The sequence below is a fragment of the Methylobacterium sp. C25 genome (genome assembly GCF_021352225.1).
Taxonomy (GTDB): Bacteria; Pseudomonadota; Alphaproteobacteria; order Rhizobiales; family Beijerinckiaceae; genus Methylobacterium.
Genome location: NZ_JAAUVI010000001.1, coordinates 1,121,997 through 1,148,992, shown reverse-complemented (window position 1 = coordinate 1,148,992; position 26,996 = coordinate 1,121,997). Strand labels below are relative to the sequence as shown.

The following is a 26,996-nucleotide window of genomic DNA, read 5'->3' as shown; positions in this document are numbered from 1 at the left end:
CCCGGTCCGGCCAAGCCCGGTCGACGGGCCTTCGCCGAGGCTAAGCCGTCTTCAGCGCCTCGATGATCGCTTCCAGAGCCGCGCTGGCACCAGCTCCGTTCGGGCCGCCGGCCTGGGCCATGTCGCGGCGACCGCCGCCACCCTTGCCGCCGAGGTGCCCGGCACCGGCGCGCACGAGGCTGACAGCGTCATAGCGCTCGGCGAGATCCTCGGTGACGCCGACGACGAGGCCGGCCTTCCCGTCTGCCGCGACACCCACGATGGCGACGATGCCCGAGCCGATGCGGGTCTTGCCTTCGTCGGCGAGGCTCTTGAGATCGCGCATCTCGACGCCCTCAACCACGCGGGCCATCAGCTTCACGCCCGCAATGTCGCGAATTCCATCGTCGCTGCCGCCACCGGAGCTCGCGCCACCACTCATCGCCAGCTTCTTGCGGGTGTCGGTGAGCTCTCGCTCCAATCGGCGGCGGTCCTCGATCAGGGCCGCGAGCCGTTCGGGGACGTCGACCACCGGCGCTTTGAGCAGGCCGGCGAGATGACCGAGCGTGCGGCTTTCTTCAGCGCGATGACGACGCGCACCATGGCCGGTCATGGCCTCAATGCGGCGCACGCCGGCACCGACCGCGCTTTCGCCGAGGACGGTGATCTGGCCGATATCGCCAGTGCGCGCGACATGGGTGCCGCCGCAGAGCTCGATCGAGAAGTCTGACAGGCGCCCCCTCTCGAGAACCGTGCCTTCGTCATCCACCGGTTCACCCATGGAGACGACGCGGACCTCGTCGCCGTATTTCTCACCGAACAGCGCGCGAGCGCCGGATTCGATGGCATCGTCCACGGCCATCAGCCGGGTGACGACGGGCCGGTTCTGCAGCAGCACCGCGTTGGCGATCTCCTCGACCTTGCGCAGCTCTTCCGCCTCGATCGGCTTCGGATGGCTGATGTCGAACCGCAGACGCTCGGGCGCGACGAGCGAACCCTTCTGGGCGACGTGGTCGCCGAGAACCTGACGCAGGGCCTCGTGCAGCAGATGGGTTGCCGAGTGGTTGGCGCGGATCGCCGACCGGCGGCCATGATCGACGACGAGTTGTACCGCCGTGCCGACGGTCAGCATGCCTTCCTGGACCGTAACGTGGTGCACGAAGAGGTCGCCGAGCTTTTTCTCGGTGGCCGTGACCTGGACCTTGAGGCCCGGCCCCGTGATCGCACCGGTATCGCCGACCTGACCGCCGGATTCGCCATAGAACGGCGTCTGGTTGAACAGCGCCAACCCGGTCTCACCGGCTTTGAGCGTCTGGACCTCGGCACCGTCGCGCAACAACGCGGCCACGACGGCCTCGGTCTCCTCGGCCTCATAACCGAGGAACTCGGTGGCGCCGTTGCGCTCGCGGATATCGAACCACACCGTCTCGGTCGCGGCCTCGCCCGAACCCTTCCAAGCGGACCGCGCCGCCTGTTTCTGGCGCGCCATCGCAGTGTCGAACGCTGCCGTGTCGACGCCGATGCCACGGCCCTTGAGTGCGTCCTGCGTCAGATCGAGGGGGAAGCCGTAGGTGTCGTAAAGCGTGAAGGCAGTGTCGCCCGACAGGTTCTGGCCCTTCGTCAGGCCCTGGCTTTCTGTATCGAGAATGGCGAGACCGCGCTCCAAGGTCTTTCGGAAGCGCGTTTCCTCGAGACGCAGCGTCTCGGAGATCAGAGCCTCGGCGCGCACCAGTTCCGGGAAGGCCTGGCCCATCTCGCGCACCAATGTCGGCACGAGGCGGAACATCACCGGCTCGCGCGCACCGAGCAGCTCGAGGTGGCGCATGGCACGGCGCATGATCCGGCGCAGCACGTAACCGCGACCTTCATTGGAAGGGAGCACGCCATCGGCGATCAGGAAGGAGACCGAGCGCAGATGGTCGGCGATGACGCGATAGGAGGCGACGTTGGAAGCGTCTGGCCCCCGCGACAGCACATGCGCCACCGCATCGATCAGCGCGCGGAACAGGTCGGTGTCGTAGTTCGAATGCACGCCCTGCAGGATTGCGGCGATGCGCTCCAGGCCCATGCCGGTATCGATCGAGGGCCGTGGCAAGGCGTTGCGCTCACCAGGGCGCAGCTGCTCGTACTGCATGAAGACGAGGTTCCAGAATTCCAGGAACCGGTCGCCATCCTCGTCCGGGGAGCCGGGCGGTCCGCCCTGCAGGCTCGGACCCTGGTCGATGAAGATCTCCGAGCAGGGGCCGCAGGGGCCGGTATCGCCCATCTGCCAGAAATTGTCGGAGGTGCCGATGCGGATGATCTTGTCGTCGCTGAAGCCCGCAATCTTCTTCCAGAGGCCGGCTGCCTCGTCGTCGTCGGCATAGACCGTGACCAGCAATCGGTCGGATTTCAGCCCGAACTCCTTGGTGATCAGCCCCCATGCCAGGGTGATCGCCTGCTCCTTGAAGTAATCTCCGAAGGAGAAATTGCCGAGCATCTCGAAGAAGGTGTGATGGCGCGCGGTGTAACCGACATTGTCGAGGTCATTGTGCTTGCCGCCGGCGCGCACGCATTTCTGCGAGGAGGTCGCCGTCACGTAGGGGCGCTTCTCGACGCCGGTGAAGACGTTCTTGAACTGCACCATGCCGGCATTCGTGAACATCAGCGTCGGGTCGTTCTTCGGCACGAGCGAAGACGAGGGGACCACCGTGTGGCCAGCCTTCGCGAAGTAGTCGAGGAAGGTCGACCGGATCTCGTTGACGCCGCTCATTTCAGGGTCGCTCGGGAGTCTGGAAACAGGCGCAGGATCGGCCGAATGCGCGTCACGCCCCGGCCATGCTCGCGCCCTCATAAGGAGGCAGGAAGCGCGAGTCACGGGTGGTGTACTGTCCGCGCGGCTTGCCGCCAATCTCCACCCCGTCTACGCCGCCGGCCGGACCAGAAGGGCGAAAGCGCGCCGAATGCTTGCCGACGACGATCCAGCGGCCTCGGTGCTCATCGGTTCCGGCCTCAGTTCCGAAGTCTTTCTGCACGGGACCGACCGGGTCCTGAAGCTCTATCGGGAGCCCTCGGAGGCCTCCGCGATCGAAAACGAATTCCGCGCAACCGCTCTCGCCCATGAGCGCGGCCTACCGGCGGCACGGCCGATCGCGCTGCTGCGCCGGGATGGCCGTCATGGCATCCTGTTCGAGCGGCTGCATGGCGAGACCATGCTGCGCCACTATGCAAAAAATCCCCTCGGGATGATGCTGGCTTTGCGCCGGCTCGCACTGATTCAGTACGCGATGCATGGCGAGACGGCGGGAGACCTGCCTGCCCAACGCGAGCGCCTGCGCAACGATATTGGCCAAGCCCGCGTGCCGGAGGTGATCCGCGAGGCGGCGCTCGTCGCGCTCGACCAACTGCCTGGTGGCGTGGCGCTCTGTCATAACGACATTCATCCCGGCAACGTGCTGTGCACACCGGATGGCCTCGCTCTCATCGACTGGCAGAAGGCCGGTGCCGGCTGTGCCGCCGGCGACGTCGCCCGCACCGAACTGATGATCCGCTACGGGCGACTACCGGCACATCGCGGAGGCAAAGCCGACAGGCTGCGCGGGCTGGCCGCGGATTGGTACGTGCGCTGCTACCGCAGTGCCAGCGGTCTTGGTCGTGCCGAGATCAGGGCCTGGCACCTTCCGTTGATGGTGGCCCGGCTCTGTGCAAGGCGCACAGACAAGGACGAGCAGATCCTGGGTGTCGTCGATCGGCTGATGAAAGCCGCGTGAGGCTTGAGACCCACCGAGATTTTGCGAGCACCAGCTCCGCATCTATCAATTCATCTGCCAGATCGCCCCGTTGAGTAGGCTCGCGAAGGTCACCCAGGCCGCGTAGGGCACCAATAGCCACGCCGCTGTACGGTCGAGACGCCAGGACAGGCGGATCGTCCAGAGCACCATCACCAGCATGGCGAGCGCGACCACGAGCCCAGCTCCGAGAGCGTGGGCAGCGAAGAAGACCGGTGTCCAGGCCGCGTTGAGCGCAAGCTGGACAAAGAAGGCGGCCAGCGCCAGCCACCAAGTCCGCCCGGTCGGACCCGTCACCGGGCGCGCACCAAGCAGCCGCCAAAGCGAGATCGCGATCATCGTGTAGAGGATCGTCCAGGCAACCGGAAACACCCAATTCGGTGGGTTGAATGCGGGTTTCTGGATCGTCTCGTACCAGCCTTCGATATTCGAGCCGGTGGAAAGTGATCCGACCGCCGTGGCAAGCGCCACTGGTAGGATTGCGGCGGCGATGCGCGGGAGTGGTGGCAGCACAGCGCGCTTAGGAACCGCGATGCCACTGCTCATGCTGGACCATCGGTTTGGAGAATCGCGGTCGTTGCGTGGCTTTGCGACTTCGCCCAAGGCACGGTGGCATCTTGGACAGCGATCCGGAGAAACATCATGCCTGCCAACTCGCAGACTCCCGATCCGGATGCAGGCCCATCGGAAGGTTACACGAAGCGGACGCTCGCCGCGCAGGCCATGGGTCGGATCGATCCGATCACGAAGGGCGTGGTGCCGCCGTTACATGTCTCGACGACGTTCCTGCGTGATCCGGACAATGCCTACAGTTCCGGATTCTCCTACGGCCGCGCTGACAATGCGACCGTGCGCGAAACCGAGAATGTTCTGGCGATGCTAGAAGACGCCGCTGGTGCGCTCCTGTTCGGATCAGGCATGGCAGCGGCTGCAGCGGTCTTCTGCGCCCTCGAGCCGGGTGCTCATGTCATTGCACCACGGGTGATGTATTGGGGGCTGCGGCGGTGGCTGCAGCAGGAAAGCCTCCGACTCCAGATTTCCGTTGATTTCGTCGATACAGAAACAACAGAAAACGTCCGAAGCGCGATCCATCCCGGTGAAACGAAGCTTGTCTGGATCGAGACGCCGGGCAATCCGCTCTGGACGATCGCCGACATCGCTGCAGTTGCCACCCTGGCACATGACGCCGGCGCCCGACTTGCAATCGACTCAACTGCAGCTTCGCCCTTCCATACGCAGCCCCTGACACTCGGGGCCGATATCGTGATGCATTCGGCCACGAAGATCCTCAACGGCCACTCGGACGTCGTTGCGGGCGTGCTCGCATGCGCGAAGACGGACGCAATCTGGGAACGAATCACGACGATCCGGGCCGGCTGGGGTGCGATCCTCGGGCCATTCGAGGCCTACCTCCTGATGCGCTCGCTGCGCACTTTTTCCCTGCGCGCCGCGGCGCAAGCCGCGGGAGCCGCCATCTTGGCAGACCGTCTGAGCCAACATCCGCATGTGAGCGCGGTGCTTTACCCAGGATTGCCCGGGCATCCGGGTCACGAGGTCGCCGCGCGGCAGATGCGAAACGGGTTCGGCTTCATGCTGTCGATCCGGGTAGCGGGTGGTGAAGCGGCTGCGATTGCCACGGCAGCGAATGTCAAACTCTGGAAACGCGCCACTTCGCTCGGGGGCGTTGAAAGCCTGATCGAGCACCGAGCTTCTGTGGAAGGCCCGGGCACGCCTTGCCCGATCGATCTCCTGCGGCTCTCCACCGGAATCGAAGATCCGGACGACCTGTTCAGTGATCTCGATCGGGCTTTGTGGGCAGCGCATGGCGGAAAGGCCTGAACCAGCGCTTCGTTTTCGATTCTTGCGCGTTGTCGGGTCGGACAGACCGGAGCCGACACGATGCGAAACCCGATTCCTCACCTCTGCGCCGCTCTTGGCCTGACCCTGCTCGCCGGCCACGCGATGGCCGAAGGGCCGCCGGAACTCGACGTCAGCCAAACCTGCCAGTCGTCGGCTGGCTCACAGCTCGGTCTGAGCGAAAAGGAAAGCCGGGACGGTTGCCTGCGCTCGGAGCGTGCGGCGCGTGACGAACTGAAGCGTCGCTGGGGTGAGTTCAGCCCCTCCGCCAAGGCACAGTGCTCGAAACAAGCGGTGGCTGGCGGCTCTCCGTCCTATGTCGAGACCGTCACCTGTCTCGAACTCGCCACCGGTACGGTTCCCGCCCAGACCGGCAATGGAGGGCCCAAGCCGGCGGCGCCCGCTCACAAGGAGAGCAGCTCGGTGACGGCCGAGCCCTCTGTCAAGCAACGCACCAACCCAATCGAGGTGCTCGACCACAAACCGTAGAACCGTCTTCGGAATCGACACAACTGCGTTGGCCACAAGTGTGCGCGTTAGCGCGAAGAAGCGTCCACCGCAGGGATCCAGAGTGCGTCTTTGGCCGAGGCCGCCACCGGCGGCGTCGGAAGCCGGTCATGGTGGAGTTCGGCGAGTTCGCGGGCTTGCGCGGTGTCGTCCTCTGTGAGGAACAAGCTGCGCGCCTTCGAGAGCAGGCCGAGGCTGGTGCTGCTGGTCAGGACGCTCTGGGCTGGGCTGACGACCAAGGCGAAGGCGATGGGAGCCATCCAGAGCGCGAGCCACGGATCGGCGGCGTAGATCAGCAGAGCCGTCAGCGCGAGGCCGACGACGATCGCATCGACCTGCAGCCGGCAGGCTTCGCGCCAGGGTACGCGGCGGTCGTCGCGGGCTTGAGAATCCCAGCGGACCACGCGGCCAGCAAGGGTCGTCAGAACGGCGCCAGAGGCGAAGAGCGCCATCACCGGCCAGAGCAGCACCCAGGTCACCTGTTCGAGAGCCGCACTCTTCAGGAGCGAAGCGGTACCCCCGAAGGCGGCGCGGCGGGGTGCTGAGGCCAGCACGTGGCCGAGGCTGAGCAGCTTCGGCAGCGCCATCACCGCGAGGACGAGCGCAGCAAGTGCATGTGCGGCTGGAGTCGCGCCAGTGAGGCCATAGCCAAGGAGACCGAGTTCCCCTGTCCTGATGGCCTGCACCGTACCCAGCGCCAGGAAAGCGACCCAGACCGGATAGGCGAGATACATCAGGATCCCGACGAACATGTGCCAGCGGCTCGCCCAGCCAAACCCCTTCATCGGCGCGACACGGCCGTGCTGGAGGTTGCCCTGGCACCAGCGGCGGTCACGGCCGAGAAGATCGATCAGATTCGTCGGCATCTCCTCCCAGGTGCCACCCATCTCCGGCAGAAGATGTACGTCCCAGCCGGCCCGGCGAAGCAGCGCGCCCTCGACGATGTCGTGGCAGAGGATCTCGCCGCCGAGAGGTGCCTTGCCGGACAGCACCGGCAGTTCGGCATTCTCTGCGAAAGCAGCGATACGCAGGATGGCGTTGTGGCCCCAATAGGAACCGTCCGGACCCTGCCACGTCTCCAGGCAACGCAAGCTGAGCGGCGCGTAGAGGCGCACGGCAAATTGCTGGATGCGGGCAAACAGCGTGTCACGGCCGGCGGCATAGGACACGGTCTGGATCAGACCGGCCTGCGCATTCTCCTCCATCAGCCGGACGAGCCGACGCATGGTGGCGCCGGTCATCAGACTGTCGGCATCGAGCACGATCATGAAGTCGTACTCGTCGCCATGGCTATGGCAGAACTCGGCGATGTTGCCGGCCTTGCGCCCTGAATTCTTGTCGCGGCGACGGTAGCGGATCGTCGGCATGCCAGGGCCTTCGGCCTGGGCCCAGGCTTGCGCGCGCTGGAATTCGTGTTCCTCCACGGCGCTGATGGCGCCTTCGCGGGTATCGGACAGAACGAACAGGTCGATATCGGAGCCGTCACCGCCCTCGCGCTGAAGCGAGCGCGCCATCACGCGGACGGCCGAGAACACAGCGATCGGGTCCTCGGCATGAATTGCAATGACAGCCGCCGTACGTGACAGGCCGGTGGCACGAGGCTCAATCGTCTCCGAACGCCGTTCGAGGGCGGACTTCACACGATCGCCCATCAGCGCAGCGCCGAAACCGTAGAGATACTGCCAAGCAGTGAAGACCTGCCAAGCCATGGCCAGGACGAACAGGACGAGCACAGACCAGGCCAGCGCACCCGTCGGCTCACCGACGGTGCGTAAAGCCAACCAAGCAACAAGTGCTGTCGTGGCGAGAGTCGGAATAGCAAGAGCCAGCCGCCGCATTAGGAACGAAGGCCGCGCGGCACCGTTAGGAGCCGGTCTCTCGACCCCAGACACGTCGTGCGACAAAGGTGAGGTAGACATGGCGGGTCGCGAGGGCTCTCGATGAAGACCGGGACCACCCGCCCGGATCAGGAGGATGGATGCGCGAGTGCCCCGAGAGTGCTTCGACCCGGACAGAGGAGACCCGGGAGACTCGCTTCTCGCGGCGAGGATTGCTGCAAACGTCGCTCGCATCGGTTGCGGGCACGTTCCTGCCTAGTGCCTATGACCTGAATGGTGCCAGAACGATGGCGCAGAGTCAGGATTCCGTTCTGACCAACGCTCCTGCGAGCTACGAAGCCTTCATCGAGCGCGCCAGGACGCTCGCCGCCGAGCCCTATCGCCCGGCTCCCGAAGACCTGCCGCAGGAACTCGCAGCGCTCAATTACGACGCCTATCAGCGCATTACCTTCCGGCCTGAAAAGACGATCCATGTCGGCCGGCGTTTTTCCCTGCAGCCGTTCCATCGCGGGTTCCTGCAGAAGAAGCGCGTCGACATCCTCATACAGGCCCGGGATGGAACCGCACGTCGACTCGACTACGATTCGAGCCTGTTCGATCTCGGCTCCACCCTGCAGGGACGCACCTTTTCAACCTCCCTCGGCTATGCCGGCTTTCGCCTGAACACCGCCTTCGACGCTGCCAAGCCCGATGCGCAGGAGGAGTTTCTGGTCTTCCTCGGCGCCTCGTATTTCCGGCTGCGCGGTCGAGGACAGACTTACGGCCTCTCGGCGCGGGGAGTGGCCGTCAACACCTTCGGACCAGGTTCAGAGGAGTTTCCGGACTTCACGGCCTTCCGCATCGTGGAACCCTCCAGCGACGAGGTCACGATCACGGTTCTGGCGCTCCTCGACGGGCCGAGCCTCTCGGGTGCCTATCGCTTCGTGGTCACGCCAGGCGAGACTGCGCATATAGCCGTTACGGCCTCGCTACATCCTCGTCGCGAGATCGCGCGGCTTGGTCTTGCGCCGCTGACCAGCATGTTCCTGCACGGGCAGAACGGAGCCGGTGCGCGTAACGCGGAAGCTTTCGACGACTTCCGTCCACAAGTGCACGATTCCGATGGCCTTTCGGTCGAGACGCAAGGCGATCGGCTCTGGCGGCCGCTCGTCAACGGACGGGCATCCACGGCGATTTCGGCATTCGAGGCAACACCTCTCAAGGGTTTCGGCCTGCTCCAGCGGGACCGGCGCTTCGCCGACTATCTCGATGTGCAGGCTCGCCACGAGGATCGGCCGGGACTCTGGGTCAAACCGGAATCGGGAAGCACCGTCTTCGCATCCGGGGCTGTGCAGCTCTTCGAGATTCCCTCGCGCGAGGAATACACCGACAACATCGTCGCTGCGTTCGTGCCTTCGGCCAAACCGGCGCCAGGTCAGGCGATCGAACTGGCCTATGGCCTGACGACGGTCGGGGCCGAGCCCGTCCCCTTGCTCGGCAGCCCACCAGCCCGTGTGGTCTCGACCCGTATCGGATCAGCCGAGCGCTTACGCCCGACCAACCCGCCCAGTCCTCAACGTCGGCTTTATGTGATCGATTTCGAAGGCGAAGGCCTGCCAACCGATCCGAAGGCCCAAGTGGACGTTGCCCTGTCCGCGAGCGCCGGCGCCTTCGTAGATCCCTTCACAGAGCGGGTGCCACAGACTGGCGGCTGGCGGCTCTATGCAGAGTACCGGCCACCCAACCCGCTTCCTCCAGGTGACGTGGTGCTGCGGGCGCGCCTCTCGCATGCAAGCAAGGTGATCACCGAGACCTGGGACGCGGTGGCGTAGCGGCAGCCTCGCGATTACATCCGCCGGCGAACCTGGAGTCCGCCGTCTTGTCTGCCATCCCCGTTCTCGAGACCATCACCGCGATGCGCGAGCAGGCTGATGCCTGGCACGCCCGGGGCGAACAGATCGTACTGGTACCGACCATGGGAGCACTGCACGAGGGCCATCGCGCCCTCGTCGCTCATGCCAGAACGCTCGGCCAGCGGGTCGTGGCGAGCATTTTCGTGAACCCGACGCAGTTTGGTCCAACGGAAGACTTTTCACGCTACCCGCGGACCATTGAGGCCGATCTCGCTGCATTGGCGGCGACGGGGGCCGATGCGGCTTATCTGCCCAGTGCCGAGATCATGTATCCGCCTGGCTTCTCCAGCCGGATCGATCTCACGGGCCCATCCGAAGGTCTGTGTGGCGACGTCAGGCCTGGCCACTTCTCAGGTGTCGCCACCGTAGTGACGAAACTGATCAACCAGACCCGGGCCGATGTCGCCCTGTTCGGCGAGAAGGACTTTCAGCAGCTCCAGGTGATCCGGCGGGTCGTGCGTGATCTCGACATCCCCGTTTCCATCGCCGGGATGCCCACGATCCGCGAATCGGACGGCCTCGCACTGTCCTCGCGCAACCGGTATCTGAACAAGGTCGAGCGTGACATTGCTCCGCGCCTCCATTCCATACTGGTCGAGAGTGCCGCTATGCTCGCTGACGGCCGCATGGCGGCTCCGCTTCTCAGCAAAGGCATGGCAGCTTTAGAAAAAGCAGGCTTCGGGCCGGTTCAGTACCTCGAACTGCGCGATATCGAGACCTTTCTTCCCGTCATCCGTGTCGAACGCCCTGCCCGTCTCTTGACGGCAGCCTATCTCGGCACGACCCGCTTGATCGACAACGTCGCGGTGCTGCCGAAAACCTGACGGATCATGGCTGCAAGTTGTCGCCAAGCCTGTGCTGCAAGAAGAAATCGAGCATGGCGCGCGAGGCATCTGGTCCGAGCGGATCGGTGTAGCTCCCGGTCGCGCTCCCACCGGACCAAGCATGTCCGGATCCGTCAACCCGCCAGGATTCGGCTTGCACTCGGCCGTCGAAGTCTCGGTAGAGCGTGCGGGTATAGCGATGGCCGCCAGGTTGCGCACCGCTTTCGACGCTCCTGGATAGGTTCGCAGTAGCGGCTTGAGCCAGCACTTCATCACCATTGCGCGGGTTTACCGTCGTATCCTTGCTGCCATGAAACACGATGGTGGGAACACGGATGGACTGCGTCGCGCCGAAACCCGATCCACCACCGGGTAGCTCAGCTCCCGGAGCCCCGGCACGCATTGCCATCAACGCGGACGAAAGATCGCGGGCGCAACCTGCCGCTAATCCAGAATGAACGCCGACACCGGCAAAAACATCAGGATAGGCACGCGCAATATTGGCTGCTGCAGCACCACCTGCTGACAATCCGGCAATGTAGACTCGGGATGGATCAACCGCATGCTCTGCGATGATCGCCCGTGTCAGTCCGGCAATGATACCAGCCTCGCCATGTTCACGGCCTTGATCGCGGGTCTCGAACCAGTTCCAGCACTTCTGTGCGTTGGCACCACGAATCTGCTCCGGATAGGCGACATAGATCCCGTCCTGCTGTGCCAATTCATTCATGCGCGTGCCATTTGCGAAATCGTCAGGCGACTGCGTACAGCCATGCAGCATCACCATGAGGGGCCGCGGACCGGCATGACCTGTCGGAATGAACAGCTTGTAGTCTCGAGCTCCTGCCGCGTTGCTGAAACTCCTCGTAACGAACCGATCATCAGAATGACTTTCGGGTTCAGGCTGTAGCCCGTGAAACTCGAAACCTTTCAGTCCTTTAACGGCCAGAGGTCCTCGTAAACCCCGAAACAGTTGCCCCAATCCTTCACGGAAGCGCTCTGGCAAAATCGCAGCGTGGCGATCTGCTTGCGTGATGCCTGATCGCGCAGCTTCCGCTCCTTCCGAAACATTAGAAAGGTTACGTTGGATCAGCGCCGAGGCTTCGCCAAATCGTCCATTACGAACGAGTCGGCTGGCTTCTGTAAGACTGGCAAGATCGGGAATCTTGAAGCCGCGTTCAGTCATCGGATTGCTTTCCGCGAAAGTCTACAAAAACGGGGGCGACACGCCTGACACCAAACGAGAAAAGACCGTATCAACGAAGGTGTCAGCGCAGCCGGTCGGCCAATGCTTCGCGAACCGCCAAACTGGCTTGCAAGCTTCCAAGAACCTCGACCGATCCAATAGTTGCCCGAGCGAGCTCCGGGGATATATCGGGCTCGATTACCGCAAGTCCGAGCACACGGATGTCGAGCATCTCACCGGCCGCGAGCAAGGCCTCTAACTCGGATCGCCGATAATGCCTGAGCCCGAGCTCGACGCTCTTTCGAGCGATCGACTGCCGGGTCACGTCGGCATGGCGTTCAACCTGATTGCGGATCGCAGTGCGTATGAAATCACTGCGATTGGCATAGACGCCTTCCGAAACCAGAAGGTCGATATGCCCGAGGTCGACGTGCCCGAGATTGATCGTAATTTTCTCTGTATCGCCCGGTTTCGAGACTGCCTGCCGCATCCGATCAGCTCTCCGCCATCCACATGGATGGTATATGGAGTATGATTGCTGCGATGCAATATGGAGTCTCGACGACAGCGAAGCCGTCGGGCTGCTCAGTCCGTGCTTTCTTCGCCGAGATAGTTTCGCCAGATCGCATTACCGCCGAGCGTAGCGATGAACGTCATGTGGCGCTCTCGTTCGATTTCGGTGAGGCGGTTACGCATTGGTCGAATAGAAACAGAAGAACCTTCATCCGGTATGTCTAGCATCACATCGCTGGACTCGGCGGTGTCGGAAACCATAGTCGCGAGGCCGAGGCTCGTCTGCTTGCCGCCCAGGAGTTCGACATAGACCTCCGCCAAAATCTCTGCGTCGAGTAGAGCCCCGTGCTTTGTCCGCTTGGTGTTGTCGATGCCGTAGCGGTTGCACAAAGCATCGAGATTATTGGCTGCGCCCGGATGACGGCGTCGTGCGAGCGCCAACGTGTCCACCACATCTTCCAGAAGAATGGGCTGGGGTGCAGACGGCTTCAGCCGAGCATATTCCATGTTCAGGAAGCCAACGTCGAAAGCCGCGTTATGAATCACCAGACGCGCATCGCCACAAAACTCGAGAAAAGCGTCAACGATATTGGCAAAGACCGGCTTGTCCGAAAGAAACGCGTCGGACAGACCATGCACTGCAAATGCTCCCTCCGACACCGCACGTTGAGGATTCACGAAGCAATGGAAGGTTTTGCCAGTGCGGATGTGATTGATCAGCTCGACACAGCCGATCTCGATCAGGCGATCGCCACCCTTTGCATCCGTGCCGGTGGTCTCGGTATCGAGAACGATTTCGCGCAGCATATTTTTGGGTTTCGCATGGAAGGTGAGCGACCCTAGCCTGAATCGGTCAGCCGCGCGATGAGAGCAACGACCTCAGCTTCAGCGCGAGCAAAACCGAGACTCGTATCGATCACGAAATCCGCTCGCGCTCGTTTCTCAGCATCGGGCATCTGCTTGCCGAGGATGGCATCGAACGCAGCCTCGGTCATGCCAGGACGTGCAAGGACACGCGCCCGCTGCACTTCGGGCGGAGCGCTGACGACAAAGACTGCGTCGCAATGTCGTTCGGCACCAGTTTCGAACAGAAGAGGGATATCGAGAACGACGAGTGGTACTTCCGCGTATCGAGCGAGAAAAGTACGACTTTCCTCTGCAACCAGGGGATGGATCAACGCCTCAAGTCTTTGCAGCTTTTCAGGTTGATCCAGCACGATCTGACGCAGCCGGTCGCGATCCACACTGCCATCCGGCCTTAGACTTCCCGGAAATGCCTGGCCAATTGCCTCTGCCGCCGCACCGCCTGCATTGTACAACCGGTGAACCGCCGCATCGGCATCGTGAACCGGAACATCGTGCTTCACGAAAAGCGCCGCCGTCGCGGACTTTCCCATACCGATCGAACCAGTGAGTCCAAGAACGACCCTTGGCCGATTACGGCGAGCTTTCGGTTTATTCATCGAGAGAGATCAGCAACGACCAGATCACGCAATTCCGGCGTCACCTGTGGGCGAGTTCCGAACCATGCTTCGAAACCCGGGACCGCCTGATGGAGCAGCATGCCGAGACCATCGACAGTCGCAAGACCTCGTGCACGCGCTGTTTTAAGAAGTGTCGTCTCGAGAGGAGCATAAACGATATCCGCTACGGCTGCGGTAGCCGGTAGCGCATCGAGTGATATGTCCAGTGGCGCGTGACCTATCATACCGAGTGACGTGGTGTTGACGAGAAGCCCTGTCTCAAGAAGCGCCTGAGGCACAGTGCTCCATTCGATCACTTCGATCCGCTCAGGCTCAATTTCGATCAGGGAACGGGCGCGATCCTGACTGCGATTTGCAATCAGAATTCGGTCAACTCCTCGCTCTGCGAGCCCCGCAACGATAGCCCGAGCGGCACCGCCAGCTCCCAGAATCAACACGGTCCCACCGCATCGCCGCAGCCAGTCATTCCCAAGGGTCTGATCCACATGAGCGACGAACCCCGGCGCATCGGTGTTGTCGCCGAGGATGCCGTCCTCACTGACCACGAGTGTGTTCACCGCTCCAATTTTCTGCGCTCTCGGCGTCAGCCTATCGACCAACCGATACGCAGCTTCCTTGTGCGGAATCGTGACATTGCCGCCAGCAAACCCGGATTCAGCGACTCCGTGCACGAAAGCATCGAAATCCTCGGGCAATATATCTATCCGCACGTAAGAACCCTCGATGTGAAGATTCTGCAGCCAATAGCCATGAATCAATGGCGAGCGTGAATGAGCAATAGGGTGGCCAACAACGAAAGCTTTCCGCATTACCCTTCACACTCCGTGGGCAGAGTACAATCACCGATGCCAAGTTGCTCAATCTGCAAGGTCGCGTGAACGATGCCGAATCTCTCCCGTAATTCTCGAGCAGTTTCCCGTAAAAAGTCTGCGCTCAATGTTTCTTGATCCGTGACCAAGTGTGCAGTCAGCGCAATCTCGGTAGTACTCATCGACCAAATGTGCATATCATGCAGTGTTGATACACCGGGACGATCGTTCAACATTGCTCTTACGGCAACTGGATCAATCCCCGGCGGTACAGCAGACAGCGCCATGCTTAAGCTATCTCGCAAAAGCCCCCACGTAGTCCAGACGATCAGCAGAGAGATGACAATACTAACGAGCGGGTCAATCCAATTGATCCCCGTGACGAGGATAACAAATCCGGATAGTACCACGCCCAACGACACCACTGCATCAGCCATCATGTGCAGGTAGGCACCGCGAATATTAATATCGTTTTTTCCGCCCGCAGCGAAAAGCCAAGCGGTAAAACCATTAATTGCGATGCCAATAGCCGCCACGACCATGACGGTCGTCCCCGCTACTGGCGTAGTCGTAAAGAAGCGTTGCAAAGCTTCGAGAATGATGGCTCCTGTCGCAATCAACAGGAACACAGCATTAAACAGGGCAGCCAGGATCGAAGATCCTCGCAACCCATAAGTGAACCTTACACTGGGACGTTTTCTTACCAGTACCGAGGCAACCCAAGCTGCAACCAGCCCAAGTACATCCGATAGATTATGACCAGCATCAGCAATAAGCGCTACTGAATTGCTTAAAATGCCGTAGCCAGCTTCGATAACGACAAAGCCGAAATTTAGTCCAATGCCTATTGCAAAGGCTCGCCCGAAATCTTTCGGTACATGATGATGATGAGCACCCGGTGGATGATCATGATCATGGTGCGCTGAATAGGAGTTTTGGACCTTCGTCATCCGATTCCCAGTACGCCCATCGCGCGGAGTTTCGCGAGCAGCGGAAGCAATGGCAGTCCAAGTACCGTCGAATGATCTCCCTCGATCCGTTCGAACAGATGGATACCCAGCCCTTCGAGTTGGTAACCCCCGACACTCGACGTTACCCGAGTCTCACCAGCAGCAAGAACGTAGGCTGCGATTGCCTCTGAGCTGAGACTGCGCATCGTGAGCCGCGCGGTGTCATAAAAAACCTCCGATGACCCATCAGTGACGATGGCCACCGCAGAGTGGAGAGCGTGGCTGCGCCCCTGCAGAAGGTTCAGATGATTTGCACCTTCGGCCAAATTCGCTGCTTTGTGAAAAACCGTCCCATCGACATCCAAAACCTGATCTGCACCGATCGTAATGTGACCTGGATAACGATCCGAAACTTCTTTCGCTTTTGCCTTTGCGAGACGGCAAGCAAGGTCGATTGGATTCAGATCTGTTCCCGCCGCTTCGATGGCTCGTTCATTGACAGCAGGCTTAATGACCTCTGCAATAAGCCCGGCATTGGCTAAAAGCTCTGCTCTTGTTCGACTGCCGGAAGCCAGAACCAGCGGAGATTTTGGCAGCCACAAAGGCTGCAATTGTCCTGACATCGGTAATTTACGTCGCAATGAACTTGAGCCGATGCTCACGATAAAGATCGAGAATAGCTGCTGCAGTTTCTTCGATCGAACGGCGTGTTACATCGATGGTCGGCCAACGTTGTTTCGCGCATAGGCGGCGTGACGCAGCAATTTCATCAGCCACAGCCTCGCGATCGATATACATCGAGTTATCGTCAGCTTTGAGGCTGAGAAGACGGTTCTGCCGTATGTGGACGATGCGTTCTGGCGACGCGATCAATCCGACCACGAGAGGTTTGCGAGTCTCGGCAAGCGCCGTAGGCAACGGCATGGACGGTACAAGCGGAAAATTGGCGGTCTTTAAACCACGATTTGCGAGGTAAATCGAAGTCGGAGTTTTCGACGTCCGACTCACACCGACAAGCACGACATCCGCCTCATCGATATTCGGTGGCAGATTGCCGTCATCATGCGCGAGCGTAAAATTCATTGCGTCGATACGTTTGAAGTACTCCGCATTGAGCATGTGCTGGGCGCCTGGCCGTGCCGTCGAATTGGCGCCGAGATAAGAGCGCAACAGCGCATGAACCGGCTGCAACACATTGAGCGTCGGCGAACCGGTTTCGCGGCATGCTTCTTCCAGCCGTGAGGTCAGCTCATCATCGACGAGCGTGTAGAGGACGAGTCCCGGCGCCGCCTGGATCTCCGACACTACCCGCTCTAGCTGCGCCCGCGATCGTACCAGCGGGTAAACATGCTCGATCGCAGATACGCCTTCATACTGGGCAGCAGCTGCGCGCCCGACATTAATCAACGTCTCGCCCGTCGAATCCGACACGAGATGAAGATGGAAGTAGCTGCGACTCATCGCGATTTCGCTCTTTCCGCATACGAGCTCGAGATGCTCGAACGGTTTGTCCCCAGGCTGAAAGCCAAGGAGTCGATGAGTGGGGATAAGCCGGCTTCCAGGAACGGTCCAGGGGAAGCGGCAGCTGTCTTGTCGACTCCCGCGTCAACAACCGATCGAGTCGAACTCGGCGGAACGCGCAAATGGGAGAATCCGGGACGATTTCATGCGAAACCGCTTCCCTACTCCAGCAAGCCCCTGACAAGGCTCGCGATTGCATCACACTAGAGCCAATCCGTTAAAACCCTCTTAACGGCTTGGCTGTGGGGACCACTTGTGGATGGTTTTGCGAACCCATGACTCAGCCTCCAAGAGAAGAAACAGAGTCTAAGAGTCTCTTTTCTCTTTAGAAAACCGGGTGTGTAGGAAGGCGGCACCTGAGGCCGGACGAGACGGCTTCTCGTGAGCACGCTTGGCTGTATGCTTGGCACCAGCAAGAATGACGGGATCGGAACGCACGATGGTTGGGGGGAGGACGGAGGATCGGAAGGTCCTGCGAGTGCTGTCGGGTGATGCGATCTCACCACCACCCGCCTGGATGATGCGCCAAGCCGGACGCTACCTGCCTGAGTACCGCGAGACTCGCGCGCAGGCCGGGTCGTTCCTCGACCTCTGCTACAATCCGGCTTTCGCCACCGAGGTCACGCTTCAGCCCATTCGCCGTTTCGGCTTCGAGGCCTCAATCCTGTTCTCCGATATCCTGGTGGTTCCTCACGCGCTCGGTCAAGACGTGTGGTTCGTGGAAGGAGAAGGACCTCGGCTCGATGCACTGACGGGGCCGGTCGAGTTCAATCGCCTGCGGGAGGCGGATGATCCAGCGATCTTCTCGCATCTAGCACCGGTCTTCGAAGCCGTTTCGAGCATTCGGGCGGCCCTGCCCCACGAGACGACCCTACTTGGCTTCTGCGGAGCTCCCTGGACCGTGGCGAGCTACATGATTGGGGGCCGAGGTACGCCCGACCTCGCTCCAGCACGGGCGCTGGCGGCTAGCCAGCCTGCTCTCGTCGAGGCGCTGATCGATCGGCTGGTGCAGGTCCAGACGGAATATCTCGTCCGCCAATTCGAAGCGGGAGCCGATGCGGTTCAAATTTTTGAATCGCATGCCGGCGTTTTGCCCGAGGGCAACGATAGCCTGTCACGTTGGTCGCTTCAGCCAATTGCCCGGATTGTCGAAGGTGTCCGCAAACGCGTTCCAGACGCCAAAATCATCGTGTTTTGCCGTGGCTCTGGCGTCGATGGTCACCTCCGGGTCGTGCCTGAAACCGGTGCCAGTGCAGTTGGAGTCGATTGGAGCGTCGATCTTTCCACCTTACGCAAACGCCTGCCCGCGACGACAGTGACCCAGGGCAACCTTCATCCGGAAACATTGATCGAAGGGGGTGCAGCACTCGACGCCGAGGTCGATGCCATCCTGGAGGCGACACGGGGCTTGCCGCATATCTTCAATCTCGGACATGGCATCACGCCGCAGACGCCAATTGCCCATGTCGAACAGATGCTGGCTCGGCTCAGACGCGGGTGACTGCCCCTCGACGGTTCGAGGCAAGGCGGGCTATGGACGTCTCGAGCGGCTTGGCCGCCTTTTCAGCCGGAGCCTCCCGAGTCCGTGGATAATCTCTACCTCTGGATCAAGGCTGGGCACATCGTCTCGCTGATCGCCTGGATGGCGGCTATGCTCTATCTGCCGCGGCTTTTCGTCTATCACGCAGGCCTGCCGGCAGGGTCCGAAGTGCAGTCGGCGACGTTCAAGATCATGGAACGCCGGTTGCTAAAGGCGATCATGACGCCGGCAATGATTCTGACGTGGATCTTCGGCGTCATCCTGGCGGTGAAAAGCGGTTACTACGCGTCATATTGGCTGCAGGTAAAATTCCTGCTCGTCTTGGTGATGAGCGGCATCCACGGATGGCTTTCGAAGATGGTGAAGGACTTCGCTGCCGACCGAAATCGGCGTGGAGACCGGTTTTATCGTGTCGTCAACGAAGTGCCGACGTTGCTGATGATTCTCATCGTCATTCTGGCTGTGGTAAAGCCGGGGGGCTGAGGCGTCTGACCGACCGGCGATAGGGAGACTGTTCGATGCTGATCCGCCTTGGTCTCATTCTCGCCATTACGCTGGCTGGGTCAGGCTTGGTGGAGGCGGCGAGCTTTCCCTGTGACAAGGCAGAGACGGCGGATGAGAAGGCAATCTGCGCCACGCCTGCGCTCAACGACCGCGATGTCGAACTCGCGGTGCGTTTCGAGATCCTGAAAGAGGTTCTCGCGATGGGTAATCGCGCTCAGCTGCAGGACGATCAGGAGACCTGGCTGAAAGAGAGACGAGCCTGCGGGGCCGACATCGCGTGTCTGCAGCAGACTTACGAGACTCGGCTCAAGGTGCTTCGCGGCGTGTTGTCGGAATTTGCGAAACAAGGTCCGCAATAGTCCGACGTCTCTTCCAGGAAATGTTGCTCGGCGAAATCGGTCGTGAGGTCACGATCGGCGTGGAAAGCGAGCAAAAATCCGAAGTCCTGTAGTGATTAAAGTCCTACCGGTCGTCCGGCGGCCACCACCAGCATCTTTCCGTCGGCGAACGTTCGTGCACTGGCGCGTCGAATATCTGCCTGGGTGACCGCGGCGACCATATCGTTGCGACGGGCAATATAGTCCATGCCAAGGCCCTCGAACGCGATCTGCACGAGCTGATTGGCGATCTTGGTCGAAGTGTCGAAGCTCAGGGCGTAGGAGCCGGTGAGATAATCCTTGGCTTTTTGCAGTTCCTCGTCGGAAGGGCCGTCCTGAATCAACCGGGCGATTTCATCGCCAATCACATCGAGCGCTTCGACCACACGCTCGTTCTTCGTCGCGGTATAGCCCCAAGTCATCGCGACTGCGCGGTGCGAGGTCAGGGAAGTCCCGACCGAGTAGGCGAGGCCGCGTTTCTCGCGGACTTCCTGGAAGAGCCGTGAGGTGAAAGCACCCCCACCCAGGATGTGATTGAGCACATAGGCCGGGATGAAGTCCGGATCGCGCCAGGCAACGCCGCCGAGGCCGAAGCGAATGACCGATTGCGGAACGTCGAGATCGACGACGATGCGGCGGCCGAGATCGTGGATATGCGTGGCGGGAACCGGCTTCAACGGTGTGCTTTCCGGCAGGCTGCCGAAGGCCTGGTGCAGCATCGCGGCGACGCCATCTGCTTCCACTGCGCCGACGACGGCGACCTTGAGTCCGCCACGGCCAATCAGGGCGCGGTGCATGGCGACGAGATCATCGCGGGTGATCGCGGCGAGGCTCTCCAGCGTGCCGGAAGACGGACGGCTGTAGGGATGATCGGGAAAAGCTTCGCGGAAGTAGCGGCGAGAGGCCATCACGCCAGGATCGTTCTGCTGGTAGCGCAAGCTCGCGATCATCTGTGAGCGCACGCGTTCGATGGCTGTCACATCGAGTTTCGGCTCTGCCAAAGCGAGAGCCGTGAGCCGGATCGCCTCATCGGCATGCTTGACCAACATCTTCAGTGAGCCGCCGATCGAATCGGGCCCGGCATGGAAGTGGAGTTCGATGGCTCGCGCGGCGAGCGCTTCCTGGAAGGCGTCCGAATCGAGATCTCCGGCCCCCTCGTCGAGGAGACGGGCGAGCATCTGGGCAGTGCCGGCTTTGCCATCCGGGTCCTGGGCGGCGCCACCCTCGAAGGTGAAGGCGACCGCAATCATCGGGACGAGGGGCGAGGGAACGTACCAGGCCTCGATACCGCGGGCGGCCGCCACCGGCATCGCCTGGGTGGGCGATGACACGGTGCGGATGCCAGTCTCGGCGAGGTTCATCGAAAACAGTCCTTCGGCGTCTCGAATATCGGTTGTGTCGCCCAGACAGTCAGGCGGCGACTGGCGCGTCGGTATCCCGGTCGTTGGTGAGGTAGCCGGTGACCGAACGAGACGGGACGAGATAGCGCTCCGCCACGGCGGACAGCCGGTCCCGCGTGACGCCCTCGATCTCGGAGGGCCAGCCGCGCACCTCGTCGACACTCTCGCCGATGGCGAGTGCGGCGCCGTAGATCCGAGCGAGCGAGGACTGGCTGTCGGAAGAATAGATCGTTTCGGCCACGAGCCGGGTCTTGGCTCGCTCGATCGCTTCAGGGGACAAGGCTTCGCCGACGCTGCGCAAGGCGCGGTCGAGATGCTCTTCGAGCTGCTCGAGGCTCACACCTTCGGCCGGCACGGCGTAAACCGAGAAGCGGGTGTCATCGATCGCCGAGCCCATGTACCAGGCGCCGGCATTCACCGCGACGCCGGTCTCCAGGACCAGTTTGCGATAGAGGTAGGAGGTGGCTCCACCACCGATCACCTCGGCCAGCAACTCGAGCGCGTGACATTCGCCATCTCGCGCCGTGATGCAGGACGGCGTCAGGTAGAGGCGCTGCAGGGTCGGCTGTTCGACCTTTGCATCGGCGACGGCGACACGGCGCAGGGCCTTAGGCTCGGGCTCACGGGCGCGATGACGCTTTGGCCGGGTGCCGTGCGGTGCGACCTTGCCATAGGTCCTCTCGGCGAGACGGCGAACTTCATCCGTGGTGACGTCACCGGCCACCACGAGAATCGCGTTCTCGGGCGTGTAGAACCGCTTGTAGTAGTCGATGGCGTGGTGCCGATTCAGATCCTCGATCTCGTGCATCCAGCCAATGATCGGAATGCCGTAGGGGTGGTGCACGAAGAGCGAGGCCGCCATGGCTTCGGAGAGCTGGGCATTCGGGTCGGTTTCGACCCGCATACGGCGCTCTTCGAGCACCACGTCGCGCTCGGGGCCAACCACGTCGTCTGAGAGGACGAGACCGCTCATGCGGTCAGCCTCGAACTCCATCATGGTGGCGAGATGGTCGCGTGCAATGCGCTGGAAGTAGGCGGTGTAGTCGTAGCTGGTGAAAGCGTTCTCCTGGCCGCCAAGCGACGAGACTGCCTTGGAAAAGGCTCCGGCCGGGTGCCGCTCCGTGCCCTTGAACATCAGATGTTCGAGGAAGTGGGCAATGCCCGACTGGCCGAGCGGATCGTCGGCCGAACCGTTGCGATACCAGATCATGTGAGTCGCCACGGGCACGCGGTGATCAGGCACCACCACGACGTCGAGGCCATTGTCGAGCACGAAGGATGAGACGTCGGGACCGCCGGCCTCCGAGCCTCCGAATGGCGCCGCCTCCACACGGCCGGCATGCGCGTAGCCGCGCACCGGCCCGAGCAGGGCGTTGGCCTTCCGGGGGAGATACATCCTGACGTCCTTCGTGCGTCTGTTCTCGAGACGGGTCTCGCCCGGACTGTCGCGAGGTTCGTTTGCCGGGGCAAGAGCCGTACCGCAGGGTGTGACCTCTTGGCCACCCGCGCAAGCGATGAAAACCGAACCTTCGGTTGCCACAAGAGTTCGAATGGGCAGACGCAGCGCGGGGAACTAGTAACCGTTCTGTTGTCGCATGTAGGCGCGCGGGTCGGCTTCTTCATTACCGCTGATTGAGCCGCCCATCGGACCGCCTTGTGTCTTGACCGTCTTGACCGGTGCCTTGCGGTAACCGGTCGGCGGATCGGTCAAGCCATCACGCTCGGGCTCGACGATGGAAGGCTGAAGATCGTCTTTCTTGCCGCCGAACAGGGCGAGAGGATCGAACCAGCTCGAATCGCGCGCTTCACCCGGACGCGGTGCCGGATCACTTGACAGACCGGCTCCGGCACGGCGGCCGCTATTCATCTCGGCAGCAGACAGCGTCTCGTTGTTGTCGTTCATGCGGCCTTGAGCGCCGCGGACGATCGGCTTGTTGGCCTCGCTGCGGGCACGCTCGCGCTGGCTGACCTCGGGGTCCTTGGGCCAGGCCGGATCGCTCTGACGCGTCTGCGGGGTCGGGAGTGGGAGAGGCAGCGTCGGGTCGGCATTCGTCGTGTCGACGGCCTTGCCCTTTGCATGCTTCTTCGTGGGATGGGCGCCGAGGGCTGGCGGCATCACCAGGGGTGCGCGTTCGCGATAGGTGATCGGCGGACGCTCCGGCTCGATCAGGCCGATGCTGCTCATGGCGTCGCGCATGAATTCGCCTTCGGCGCGGGCCGGCGCAGTGGCGAGAAGACCGAGCGCGAGACTGCCCGTGAAGACCGTAAGAAGTCCGCGCTGCCCGCTCATTCTGCCCTCGAGTTTAGGCCGTTGCGGCGCTGATTTTGAGTATCGCATTCAATGCGCGGGCGCCGAGGGGTTTTTTCGTGAGCTGGTTTTCAGGCGAAGGTATGGCGCTCGACGGTCTCGCCGCCGTCATCGGCTGGAATCGGAGATATCCGACAGACTGTGTTGTTCTTGAGGTTTGGGTTGAGGTCTCAGGCTGTCGAGAATCAGCCCGACGACACCAGCCACGATCGCTGCGTCGGCGATGTTGAACACATACCACGACCAGGCGCCGGCATGCAGGTGGACGAAGTCGAAGACTGCGCCGAATACGGCGCGGTCGATGGCGTTGCCGATCGCTCCACCGACGATCAACCCGAGTGCCACTGCAAGCAGGCGCGTGGTCGCACGGCTCATCCAGAATCCGAGCGCGATGGCCGCCACGACGGAAAGGCCCACCAGTAGCCAGCGACCGGAATCACTGTCCTGCTGGAACATTCCGTAGGAGACGCCGTGATTCCAGACCACGACGAAGTCGGTGAAGGGCGCAACCTGCCACGGTTGGGTCAGCACGAGATCCGTGCCGAGATAGAGCCAGAGTTTCGAGACCTGGTCGACGACGAGCGTCACCAGTGCAATGGCGAGGCCCATCGCAAAAGGCTTCACGACTGAACTCCGCAGCTTGAAACCAGCTCGTGATGTTCCATTAGGCTGCGCCCGGATGCGACGCATCCCACTCACGCAACGCCTTCGCGTCACGCGGTGTCACATCGGGATAGACGGGATCCGTACCGACATCCGGCGAGACACGCCATGAGCGGGCACATTTGCGGCCCTCGGCAGGCCGCGGGACGACGGCGACGCCCTTGATCTCATCGAGCCGGAAAGCCTCGGAAGGTCCCTCGTCCGCACTCACGCTGATGTCGGACGTGATGCAGATTTCGGCGAAGTCCACGCCGTTCAGTGCGCCGTAAAGATCGGGATCCGACACGAAGACCTGTGGGGCCGCTTCCAGGCTCGCGCCGATGCGCTTGGCGGCGCGCTCGATCTCCAATGCTCCGGTGACGACGCGACGGACGCGGCGGATCTTCTGCCAGCGGGCCGCGAGTGCATCGTCTCGCCATGCGGCCGGCGTCTCCGGCAAGGTCTGGAGATGCACCGAGGCATCCTCGGACGGATAGCGATCCAACCAGGCTTCCTCCGCTGTGAAGGCGAGGACCGGTGCCAGCCAGATCACGACGCGGCGGAAGGCCTCGTCGATGACCTGCAGCGAGGCACGGCGGACCTGCGACGAGATCGGGTCGCAATAAAGCGCGTCCTTCCTCACGTCGAAATAGAAGGCCGAAAGATCACCCGTCATGAAGCCGTTGAGCAGCGCGACGATCCGCTTGGTATCGTAGCCGGCGTAGGCTTCGCGAATCTCACCGTCGAGCTGATTGAGCCGATGCAGGATGAAACGTTCCAATTCCGGCATGTCGGAGAAGGGCACGTCGTCGCCCGGCACGCGATGTGCCAGCGATCCGAGCATCCAGCGCAGGGAATTGCGCAGTTTCCGATAGGTCTCGGCGAAGGTCTTCATGATCTCGGGACCGATCCGAAGATCGTCCGAATAATCCGACGCCGCGACCCAGAGGCGAAGGATGTCGGCACCCGATTCCTTGATCACACTTTGCGGTGCGACGACATTGCCCTTCGACTTCGACATCTTCTCGCCCTTGGGATCGAGAACGAAGCCATGGGTCAGCACCACGTCGTACGGCGCGTAGCCGCGCGTACCGCAGGATTCGAGCAGCGAGGATTGGAACCAGCCGCGATGCTGGTCGGATCCTTCCAGATACATCACCCGGTCCTGGCCGCCCTCGCGCACACGCTTGATGCCGGCGAGGCCTGGAAAAGCCTCCGCGTCGTCGAGGACGAAGGCATGGGTCGAACCGGAATCGAACCAGACATCGAGGACGTCGGTGACCTTCTCGTAGTCTGCAGGATCGTGGTCCGGCACCAGGAAACGGGCACCGTCGGCATCCGAAAACCAGGCATCGGCGCCTTCGGCAGCAAAGGCGTCTGCAATGCGGGCATTGACCCGTTCGTCGCGCAGCACCTCGCTGGTGCCTTTCTTCACGAAAACCGTGATGGGCACGCCCCAGGCACGCTGGCGTGAAACCACCCAGTCCGGCTTGTTGCCGACCATGCCGTTGATGCGATTCTTGCCCTGCGGGGGAACCCACTGCGTCTCTTCGATCGCCGAGAAGGCGACCTCTCGAAGGGTGCGGTTGCCGAGCGCATCCACCGGCCGGTCCATGGCGATGAACCATTGCGGGGTGTTGCGGAAGATGACCGGCTTCTTGGAGCGCCAGGAATGCGGATATTGGTGGCGCAACACGCCGCGCGCGATCAGGGCACCAGCCTCCGTGAGCGCGGCGATCAGCGCCTTGTTGGCATCGCCCTTCTCGCCCTTGTGGGTAAGCACGCGCTTGCCGGTAAAGCCTGGGGCTTCCTCGGTATAAACGCCTTCTGCATCCACCGTGTAAGGGATGCGGGTCTCGATGCCGGCCTGAGTGAGGCGGCGGCCATTGGCCATCCAGACCTCGAAATCCTCGCGACCATGGCTCGGCGCCGTGTGCACGAAACCCGTACCGGCCTCGTCGGTGACGTGGTCGCCTTCCAGCAAGGGCACGGCAAATTCATAGCCGGCAACATGGCCGTTCAGCGGGTGTGACAGTGTCAGCCCGGCGAGAGCGTCAGGCGAAACATCGGCGATGCGCTCATAGGCTTCGACGCGGGCTGCCTTGAACACCGTCTCGGCGAGAGCATCGGCAAGGAGATAACGGTCTCCGACCTTGGCCCAGTTCTCGTCGGCTGCTGCGGTGACACGGTAGAGCCCGTAGGCGACGCGCTTGGAATAGGCCACGGCGCGGTTGCCGGGCATCGTCCAGGGCGTGGTGGTCCAGATCACGATCCGGGCGTCGGCCCATTCGGCCGGAGCACCATCGCGCATCCGGAAGGCGACAAAGATCGTGTCGCTGACATGCTCCTCGTACTCGATTTCGGCTTCGGCGAGGGCAGTCTTCTCCACCACCGACCACATCACCGGTTTCGAGCCACGATAGAGCTGGCCGGTCACGGCAAACTTCATCAGCTCCGAAGCGATGCGCGCCTCGGCCGGGTAAGCCATGGTCGAATAGGGATGCGCCCAGTCGCCCGTGACGCCGAGCCGCTTGAACTCTTCGCGCTGCACGTCGAGCCACTGGGCCGCGAAGGTCCGGCATTCCTGGCGGAATTCCAGGATCGGCACTTCGTCCTTATTCTTGCCCTTGGCGCGATACTGCTCCTCGATTTTCCATTCGATCGGCAGGCCATGGCAGTCCCAGCCGGGAACGTAGTCGGCATCGTGACCGAGAGCACCTTGGGAGCGCACGATGACGTCCTTGAGGATCTTGTTCAGCGCGTGCCCGATATGGATGTTGCCGTTGGCGTAGGGCGGCCCGTCATGAAGCACGAAACGCGGACGCCCGGCGGATTCGCGGCGAATGCGTCCGTAGAGGTCGTTTCGCTCCCAACGTTCCAGCAGCAATGGCTCGCGCGCCGGCAGACCGGCTCGCATCGGGAACTCGGTCTTGGGCAGGAACAGCGTCTTGGAATAGTCGCGGCCCGGGCCGGTATCGTCCGGCGCGGCAGGTTTGGCGGACTCGGTCATCGGTTCGGTCTTGCTCGTCTCGTCTCGCGCGGTGTCAGGAGGCGGGCCGTGGGGCGCTCATGCGCACATGCGGACCTGTTCCGGCATC

24 protein-coding genes are annotated in these 26,996 nt (G+C 62.0%); 8 read left to right on the top strand and 16 right to left on the bottom strand.

All coding sequences use genetic code 11. From position 1 onward, the window contains the following. Window positions 1-40: 40 nt before the first annotated feature. Window positions 41-2,731 (bottom strand): alanine--tRNA ligase, encoded by a 2,691-nt coding sequence (alaS, locus tag HCU64_RS05575; protein ID WP_233382744.1) that lies wholly within the window; start codon window positions 2,729-2,731, stop codon window positions 41-43. A gap of 190 nt (window positions 2,732-2,921) precedes the next feature. On the opposite strand from alaS, the gene HCU64_RS05570 reads away from it, so the two are divergent. After that, a complete protein-coding gene (locus HCU64_RS05570) occupies window positions 2,922-3,728 on the top strand; it encodes a phosphotransferase family protein (RefSeq protein WP_233382743.1) in 807 nt (268 codons plus the stop codon). A gap of 45 nt (window positions 3,729-3,773) precedes the next feature. Here HCU64_RS05570 and HCU64_RS05565 read toward each other — a convergent pair whose 3' ends face one another. After that, the gene (locus tag HCU64_RS05565; protein ID WP_233382742.1) at window positions 3,774-4,292 is read right to left on the bottom strand and encodes a TspO/MBR family protein; all 519 of its coding nucleotides are present in this window, start codon (window positions 4,290-4,292) and stop codon (window positions 3,774-3,776) included. 96 nt (window positions 4,293-4,388) lie between these two features. Here HCU64_RS05565 and HCU64_RS05560 point away from each other — a divergent pair, with 96 nt between their 5' ends. Continuing rightward, window positions 4,389-5,585 (top strand): trans-sulfuration enzyme family protein, encoded by a 1,197-nt coding sequence (locus tag HCU64_RS05560; RefSeq protein ID WP_267922127.1) that lies wholly within the window; start codon window positions 4,389-4,391, stop codon window positions 5,583-5,585. A 60-nt stretch (window positions 5,586-5,645) separates the two neighbouring features. Next, window positions 5,646-6,092 (top strand): hypothetical protein, encoded by a 447-nt coding sequence (locus tag HCU64_RS05555; RefSeq protein ID WP_233382741.1) that lies wholly within the window; start codon window positions 5,646-5,648, stop codon window positions 6,090-6,092. Between the two features lie 47 nt (window positions 6,093-6,139). Here HCU64_RS05555 and mdoH read toward each other — a convergent pair whose 3' ends face one another. Beyond that, window positions 6,140-8,029 carry a glucans biosynthesis glucosyltransferase MdoH gene (gene mdoH, locus HCU64_RS05550; protein ID WP_233382740.1) on the bottom strand — a complete coding sequence of 630 codons (1,890 nt, stop codon included), beginning with the start codon at window positions 8,027-8,029 and terminating at the stop codon, window positions 6,140-6,142. 206 nt (window positions 8,030-8,235) lie between these two features. Here mdoH and HCU64_RS05545 point away from each other — a divergent pair, with 206 nt between their 5' ends. Then, window positions 8,236-9,759: a glucan biosynthesis protein gene (locus HCU64_RS05545; RefSeq protein ID WP_233382739.1), complete on the top strand. Its 1,524-nt coding sequence runs from the start codon at window positions 8,236-8,238 to the stop codon at window positions 9,757-9,759. Between the two features lie 47 nt (window positions 9,760-9,806). Further along, the gene (gene panC, locus HCU64_RS05540; RefSeq protein ID WP_267922126.1) at window positions 9,807-10,664 is read left to right on the top strand and encodes a pantoate--beta-alanine ligase; all 858 of its coding nucleotides are present in this window, start codon (window positions 9,807-9,809) and stop codon (window positions 10,662-10,664) included. A gap of 4 nt (window positions 10,665-10,668) precedes the next feature. Here panC and HCU64_RS05535 read toward each other — a convergent pair whose 3' ends face one another. The 8 genes from HCU64_RS05535 to HCU64_RS05500 form a co-directional block, all read right to left on the bottom strand. Then, a complete protein-coding gene (locus HCU64_RS05535; RefSeq protein WP_233382738.1) occupies window positions 10,669-11,850 on the bottom strand; it encodes an extracellular catalytic domain type 1 short-chain-length polyhydroxyalkanoate depolymerase in 1,182 nt (393 codons plus the stop codon). A gap of 82 nt (window positions 11,851-11,932) precedes the next feature. Continuing rightward, window positions 11,933-12,340: a CopG family transcriptional regulator gene (locus HCU64_RS05530; RefSeq protein ID WP_233382737.1), complete on the bottom strand. Its 408-nt coding sequence runs from the start codon at window positions 12,338-12,340 to the stop codon at window positions 11,933-11,935. Window positions 12,341-12,435: 95 nt separating this feature from the next. Further along, on the bottom strand, window positions 12,436-13,170 hold the full coding sequence (gene dnaQ / locus HCU64_RS05525) for a DNA polymerase III subunit epsilon (RefSeq protein ID WP_233382736.1): 735 nt from the start codon (window positions 13,168-13,170) through the stop codon (window positions 12,436-12,438). A gap of 32 nt (window positions 13,171-13,202) precedes the next feature. Further along, on the bottom strand, window positions 13,203-13,826 hold the full coding sequence (gene coaE / locus HCU64_RS05520) for a dephospho-CoA kinase (protein ID WP_233382735.1): 624 nt from the start codon (window positions 13,824-13,826) through the stop codon (window positions 13,203-13,205). Further along, entirely contained in the window at window positions 13,823-14,656 is an 834-nt protein-coding gene (locus tag HCU64_RS05515; RefSeq protein WP_233382734.1) for a shikimate dehydrogenase, read from the bottom strand. The genes coaE and HCU64_RS05515 overlap by 4 nt, the downstream gene beginning before the upstream one ends. After that, complete coding sequence (locus HCU64_RS05510; RefSeq protein ID WP_233382733.1) at window positions 14,656-15,606, bottom strand: cation diffusion facilitator family transporter; 951 nt, start codon at window positions 15,604-15,606, stop codon at window positions 14,656-14,658. The genes HCU64_RS05515 and HCU64_RS05510 overlap by 1 nt, the downstream gene beginning before the upstream one ends. Further along, complete coding sequence (locus HCU64_RS05505; RefSeq protein WP_233382944.1) at window positions 15,603-16,229, bottom strand: Maf family protein; 627 nt, start codon at window positions 16,227-16,229, stop codon at window positions 15,603-15,605. The genes HCU64_RS05510 and HCU64_RS05505 overlap by 4 nt, the downstream gene beginning before the upstream one ends. 7 nt (window positions 16,230-16,236) lie before the next feature. Beyond that, window positions 16,237-17,067 carry a pyruvate, water dikinase regulatory protein gene (locus tag HCU64_RS05500; protein ID WP_233382732.1) on the bottom strand — a complete coding sequence of 277 codons (831 nt, stop codon included), beginning with the start codon at window positions 17,065-17,067 and terminating at the stop codon, window positions 16,237-16,239. Between the two features lie 499 nt (window positions 17,068-17,566). On the opposite strand from HCU64_RS05500, the gene hemE reads away from it, so the two are divergent. From hemE to HCU64_RS05485, 3 genes are all read left to right on the top strand, one after another. After that, on the top strand, window positions 17,567-18,628 hold the full coding sequence (hemE, locus tag HCU64_RS05495; protein ID WP_233382943.1) for a uroporphyrinogen decarboxylase: 1,062 nt from the start codon (window positions 17,567-17,569) through the stop codon (window positions 18,626-18,628). Window positions 18,629-18,712: 84 nt separating this feature from the next. Continuing rightward, the gene (gene hemJ, locus HCU64_RS05490; RefSeq protein ID WP_325169952.1) at window positions 18,713-19,150 is read left to right on the top strand and encodes a protoporphyrinogen oxidase HemJ; all 438 of its coding nucleotides are present in this window, start codon (window positions 18,713-18,715) and stop codon (window positions 19,148-19,150) included. Between the two features lie 35 nt (window positions 19,151-19,185). Next, the gene (locus HCU64_RS05485; protein ID WP_233382731.1) at window positions 19,186-19,530 is read left to right on the top strand and encodes a lysozyme inhibitor LprI family protein; all 345 of its coding nucleotides are present in this window, start codon (window positions 19,186-19,188) and stop codon (window positions 19,528-19,530) included. 95 nt (window positions 19,531-19,625) lie between these two features. Here the strand turns inward: HCU64_RS05485 and HCU64_RS05480 are convergent, their stop codons facing one another. The 5 genes from HCU64_RS05480 to ileS all read right to left on the bottom strand — a co-directional run bounded on the left by HCU64_RS05480 (window position 19,626) and on the right by ileS (window position 26,908). Then, on the bottom strand, window positions 19,626-20,909 hold the full coding sequence (locus tag HCU64_RS05480) for a M16 family metallopeptidase (protein WP_233382730.1): 1,284 nt from the start codon (window positions 20,907-20,909) through the stop codon (window positions 19,626-19,628). 49 nt (window positions 20,910-20,958) lie between these two features. Beyond that, window positions 20,959-22,344 (bottom strand): M16 family metallopeptidase, encoded by a 1,386-nt coding sequence (locus tag HCU64_RS05475; protein WP_233382729.1) that lies wholly within the window; start codon window positions 22,342-22,344, stop codon window positions 20,959-20,961. Between the two features lie 177 nt (window positions 22,345-22,521). After that, the gene (locus tag HCU64_RS05470) at window positions 22,522-23,238 is read right to left on the bottom strand and encodes a hypothetical protein (RefSeq protein WP_233382728.1); all 717 of its coding nucleotides are present in this window, start codon (window positions 23,236-23,238) and stop codon (window positions 22,522-22,524) included. A 126-nt stretch (window positions 23,239-23,364) separates the two neighbouring features. Then, a complete protein-coding gene (gene lspA / locus HCU64_RS05465; RefSeq protein ID WP_325169951.1) occupies window positions 23,365-23,880 on the bottom strand; it encodes a signal peptidase II in 516 nt (171 codons plus the stop codon). A gap of 40 nt (window positions 23,881-23,920) precedes the next feature. Beyond that, on the bottom strand, window positions 23,921-26,908 hold the full coding sequence (gene ileS / locus HCU64_RS05460; protein ID WP_233382727.1) for an isoleucine--tRNA ligase: 2,988 nt from the start codon (window positions 26,906-26,908) through the stop codon (window positions 23,921-23,923). Between the last annotated feature and the right edge of the window lie 88 nt (window positions 26,909-26,996).

What these genes read in the sequence shown, in the direction of transcription:
- HCU64_RS05500 (WP_233382732.1), bottom strand. Translation starts at nt 17,067, where the DNA reads ATGAGTCGCAGCTACTTCCATCTTCATCTCGTGTCGGATTCGACGGGC.
- HCU64_RS05570 (WP_233382743.1), top strand. Translation starts at nt 2,922, where the DNA reads ATGCTTGCCGACGACGATCCAGCGGCCTCGGTGCTCATCGGTTCCGGC.
- HCU64_RS05560 (WP_267922127.1), top strand. Translation starts at nt 4,389, where the DNA reads ATGCCTGCCAACTCGCAGACTCCCGATCCGGATGCAGGCCCATCGGAA.
- HCU64_RS05545 (WP_233382739.1), top strand. Translation starts at nt 8,236, where the DNA reads ATGGCGCAGAGTCAGGATTCCGTTCTGACCAACGCTCCTGCGAGCTAC.
- dnaQ (WP_233382736.1), bottom strand. Translation starts at nt 13,170, where the DNA reads ATGCTGCGCGAAATCGTTCTCGATACCGAGACCACCGGCACGGATGCA.
- HCU64_RS05470 (WP_233382728.1), bottom strand. Translation starts at nt 23,238, where the DNA reads ATGAGCGGGCAGCGCGGACTTCTTACGGTCTTCACGGGCAGTCTCGCG.
- HCU64_RS05485 (WP_233382731.1), top strand. Translation starts at nt 19,186, where the DNA reads ATGCTGATCCGCCTTGGTCTCATTCTCGCCATTACGCTGGCTGGGTCA.
- hemE (WP_233382943.1), top strand. Translation starts at nt 17,567, where the DNA reads ATGGTTGGGGGGAGGACGGAGGATCGGAAGGTCCTGCGAGTGCTGTCG.
- HCU64_RS05475 (WP_233382729.1), bottom strand. Translation starts at nt 22,344, where the DNA reads ATGTATCTCCCCCGGAAGGCCAACGCCCTGCTCGGGCCGGTGCGCGGC.
- HCU64_RS05510 (WP_233382733.1), bottom strand. Translation starts at nt 15,606, where the DNA reads ATGACGAAGGTCCAAAACTCCTATTCAGCGCACCATGATCATGATCAT.
- HCU64_RS05480 (WP_233382730.1), bottom strand. Translation starts at nt 20,909, where the DNA reads ATGAACCTCGCCGAGACTGGCATCCGCACCGTGTCATCGCCCACCCAG.
- ileS (WP_233382727.1), bottom strand. Translation starts at nt 26,908, where the DNA reads ATGACCGAGTCCGCCAAACCTGCCGCGCCGGACGATACCGGCCCGGGC.
- alaS (WP_233382744.1), bottom strand. Translation starts at nt 2,731, where the DNA reads ATGAGCGGCGTCAACGAGATCCGGTCGACCTTCCTCGACTACTTCGCG.
- HCU64_RS05505 (WP_233382944.1), bottom strand. Translation starts at nt 16,229, where the DNA reads ATGTCAGGACAATTGCAGCCTTTGTGGCTGCCAAAATCTCCGCTGGTT.
- HCU64_RS05535 (WP_233382738.1), bottom strand. Translation starts at nt 11,850, where the DNA reads ATGACTGAACGCGGCTTCAAGATTCCCGATCTTGCCAGTCTTACAGAA.
- HCU64_RS05515 (WP_233382734.1), bottom strand. Translation starts at nt 14,656, where the DNA reads ATGCGGAAAGCTTTCGTTGTTGGCCACCCTATTGCTCATTCACGCTCG.
- HCU64_RS05555 (WP_233382741.1), top strand. Translation starts at nt 5,646, where the DNA reads ATGCGAAACCCGATTCCTCACCTCTGCGCCGCTCTTGGCCTGACCCTG.
- mdoH (WP_233382740.1), bottom strand. Translation starts at nt 8,029, where the DNA reads ATGTCTACCTCACCTTTGTCGCACGACGTGTCTGGGGTCGAGAGACCG.
- coaE (WP_233382735.1), bottom strand. Translation starts at nt 13,826, where the DNA reads ATGAATAAACCGAAAGCTCGCCGTAATCGGCCAAGGGTCGTTCTTGGA.
- HCU64_RS05565 (WP_233382742.1), bottom strand. Translation starts at nt 4,292, where the DNA reads ATGAGCAGTGGCATCGCGGTTCCTAAGCGCGCTGTGCTGCCACCACTC.
- HCU64_RS05530 (WP_233382737.1), bottom strand. Translation starts at nt 12,340, where the DNA reads ATGCGGCAGGCAGTCTCGAAACCGGGCGATACAGAGAAAATTACGATC.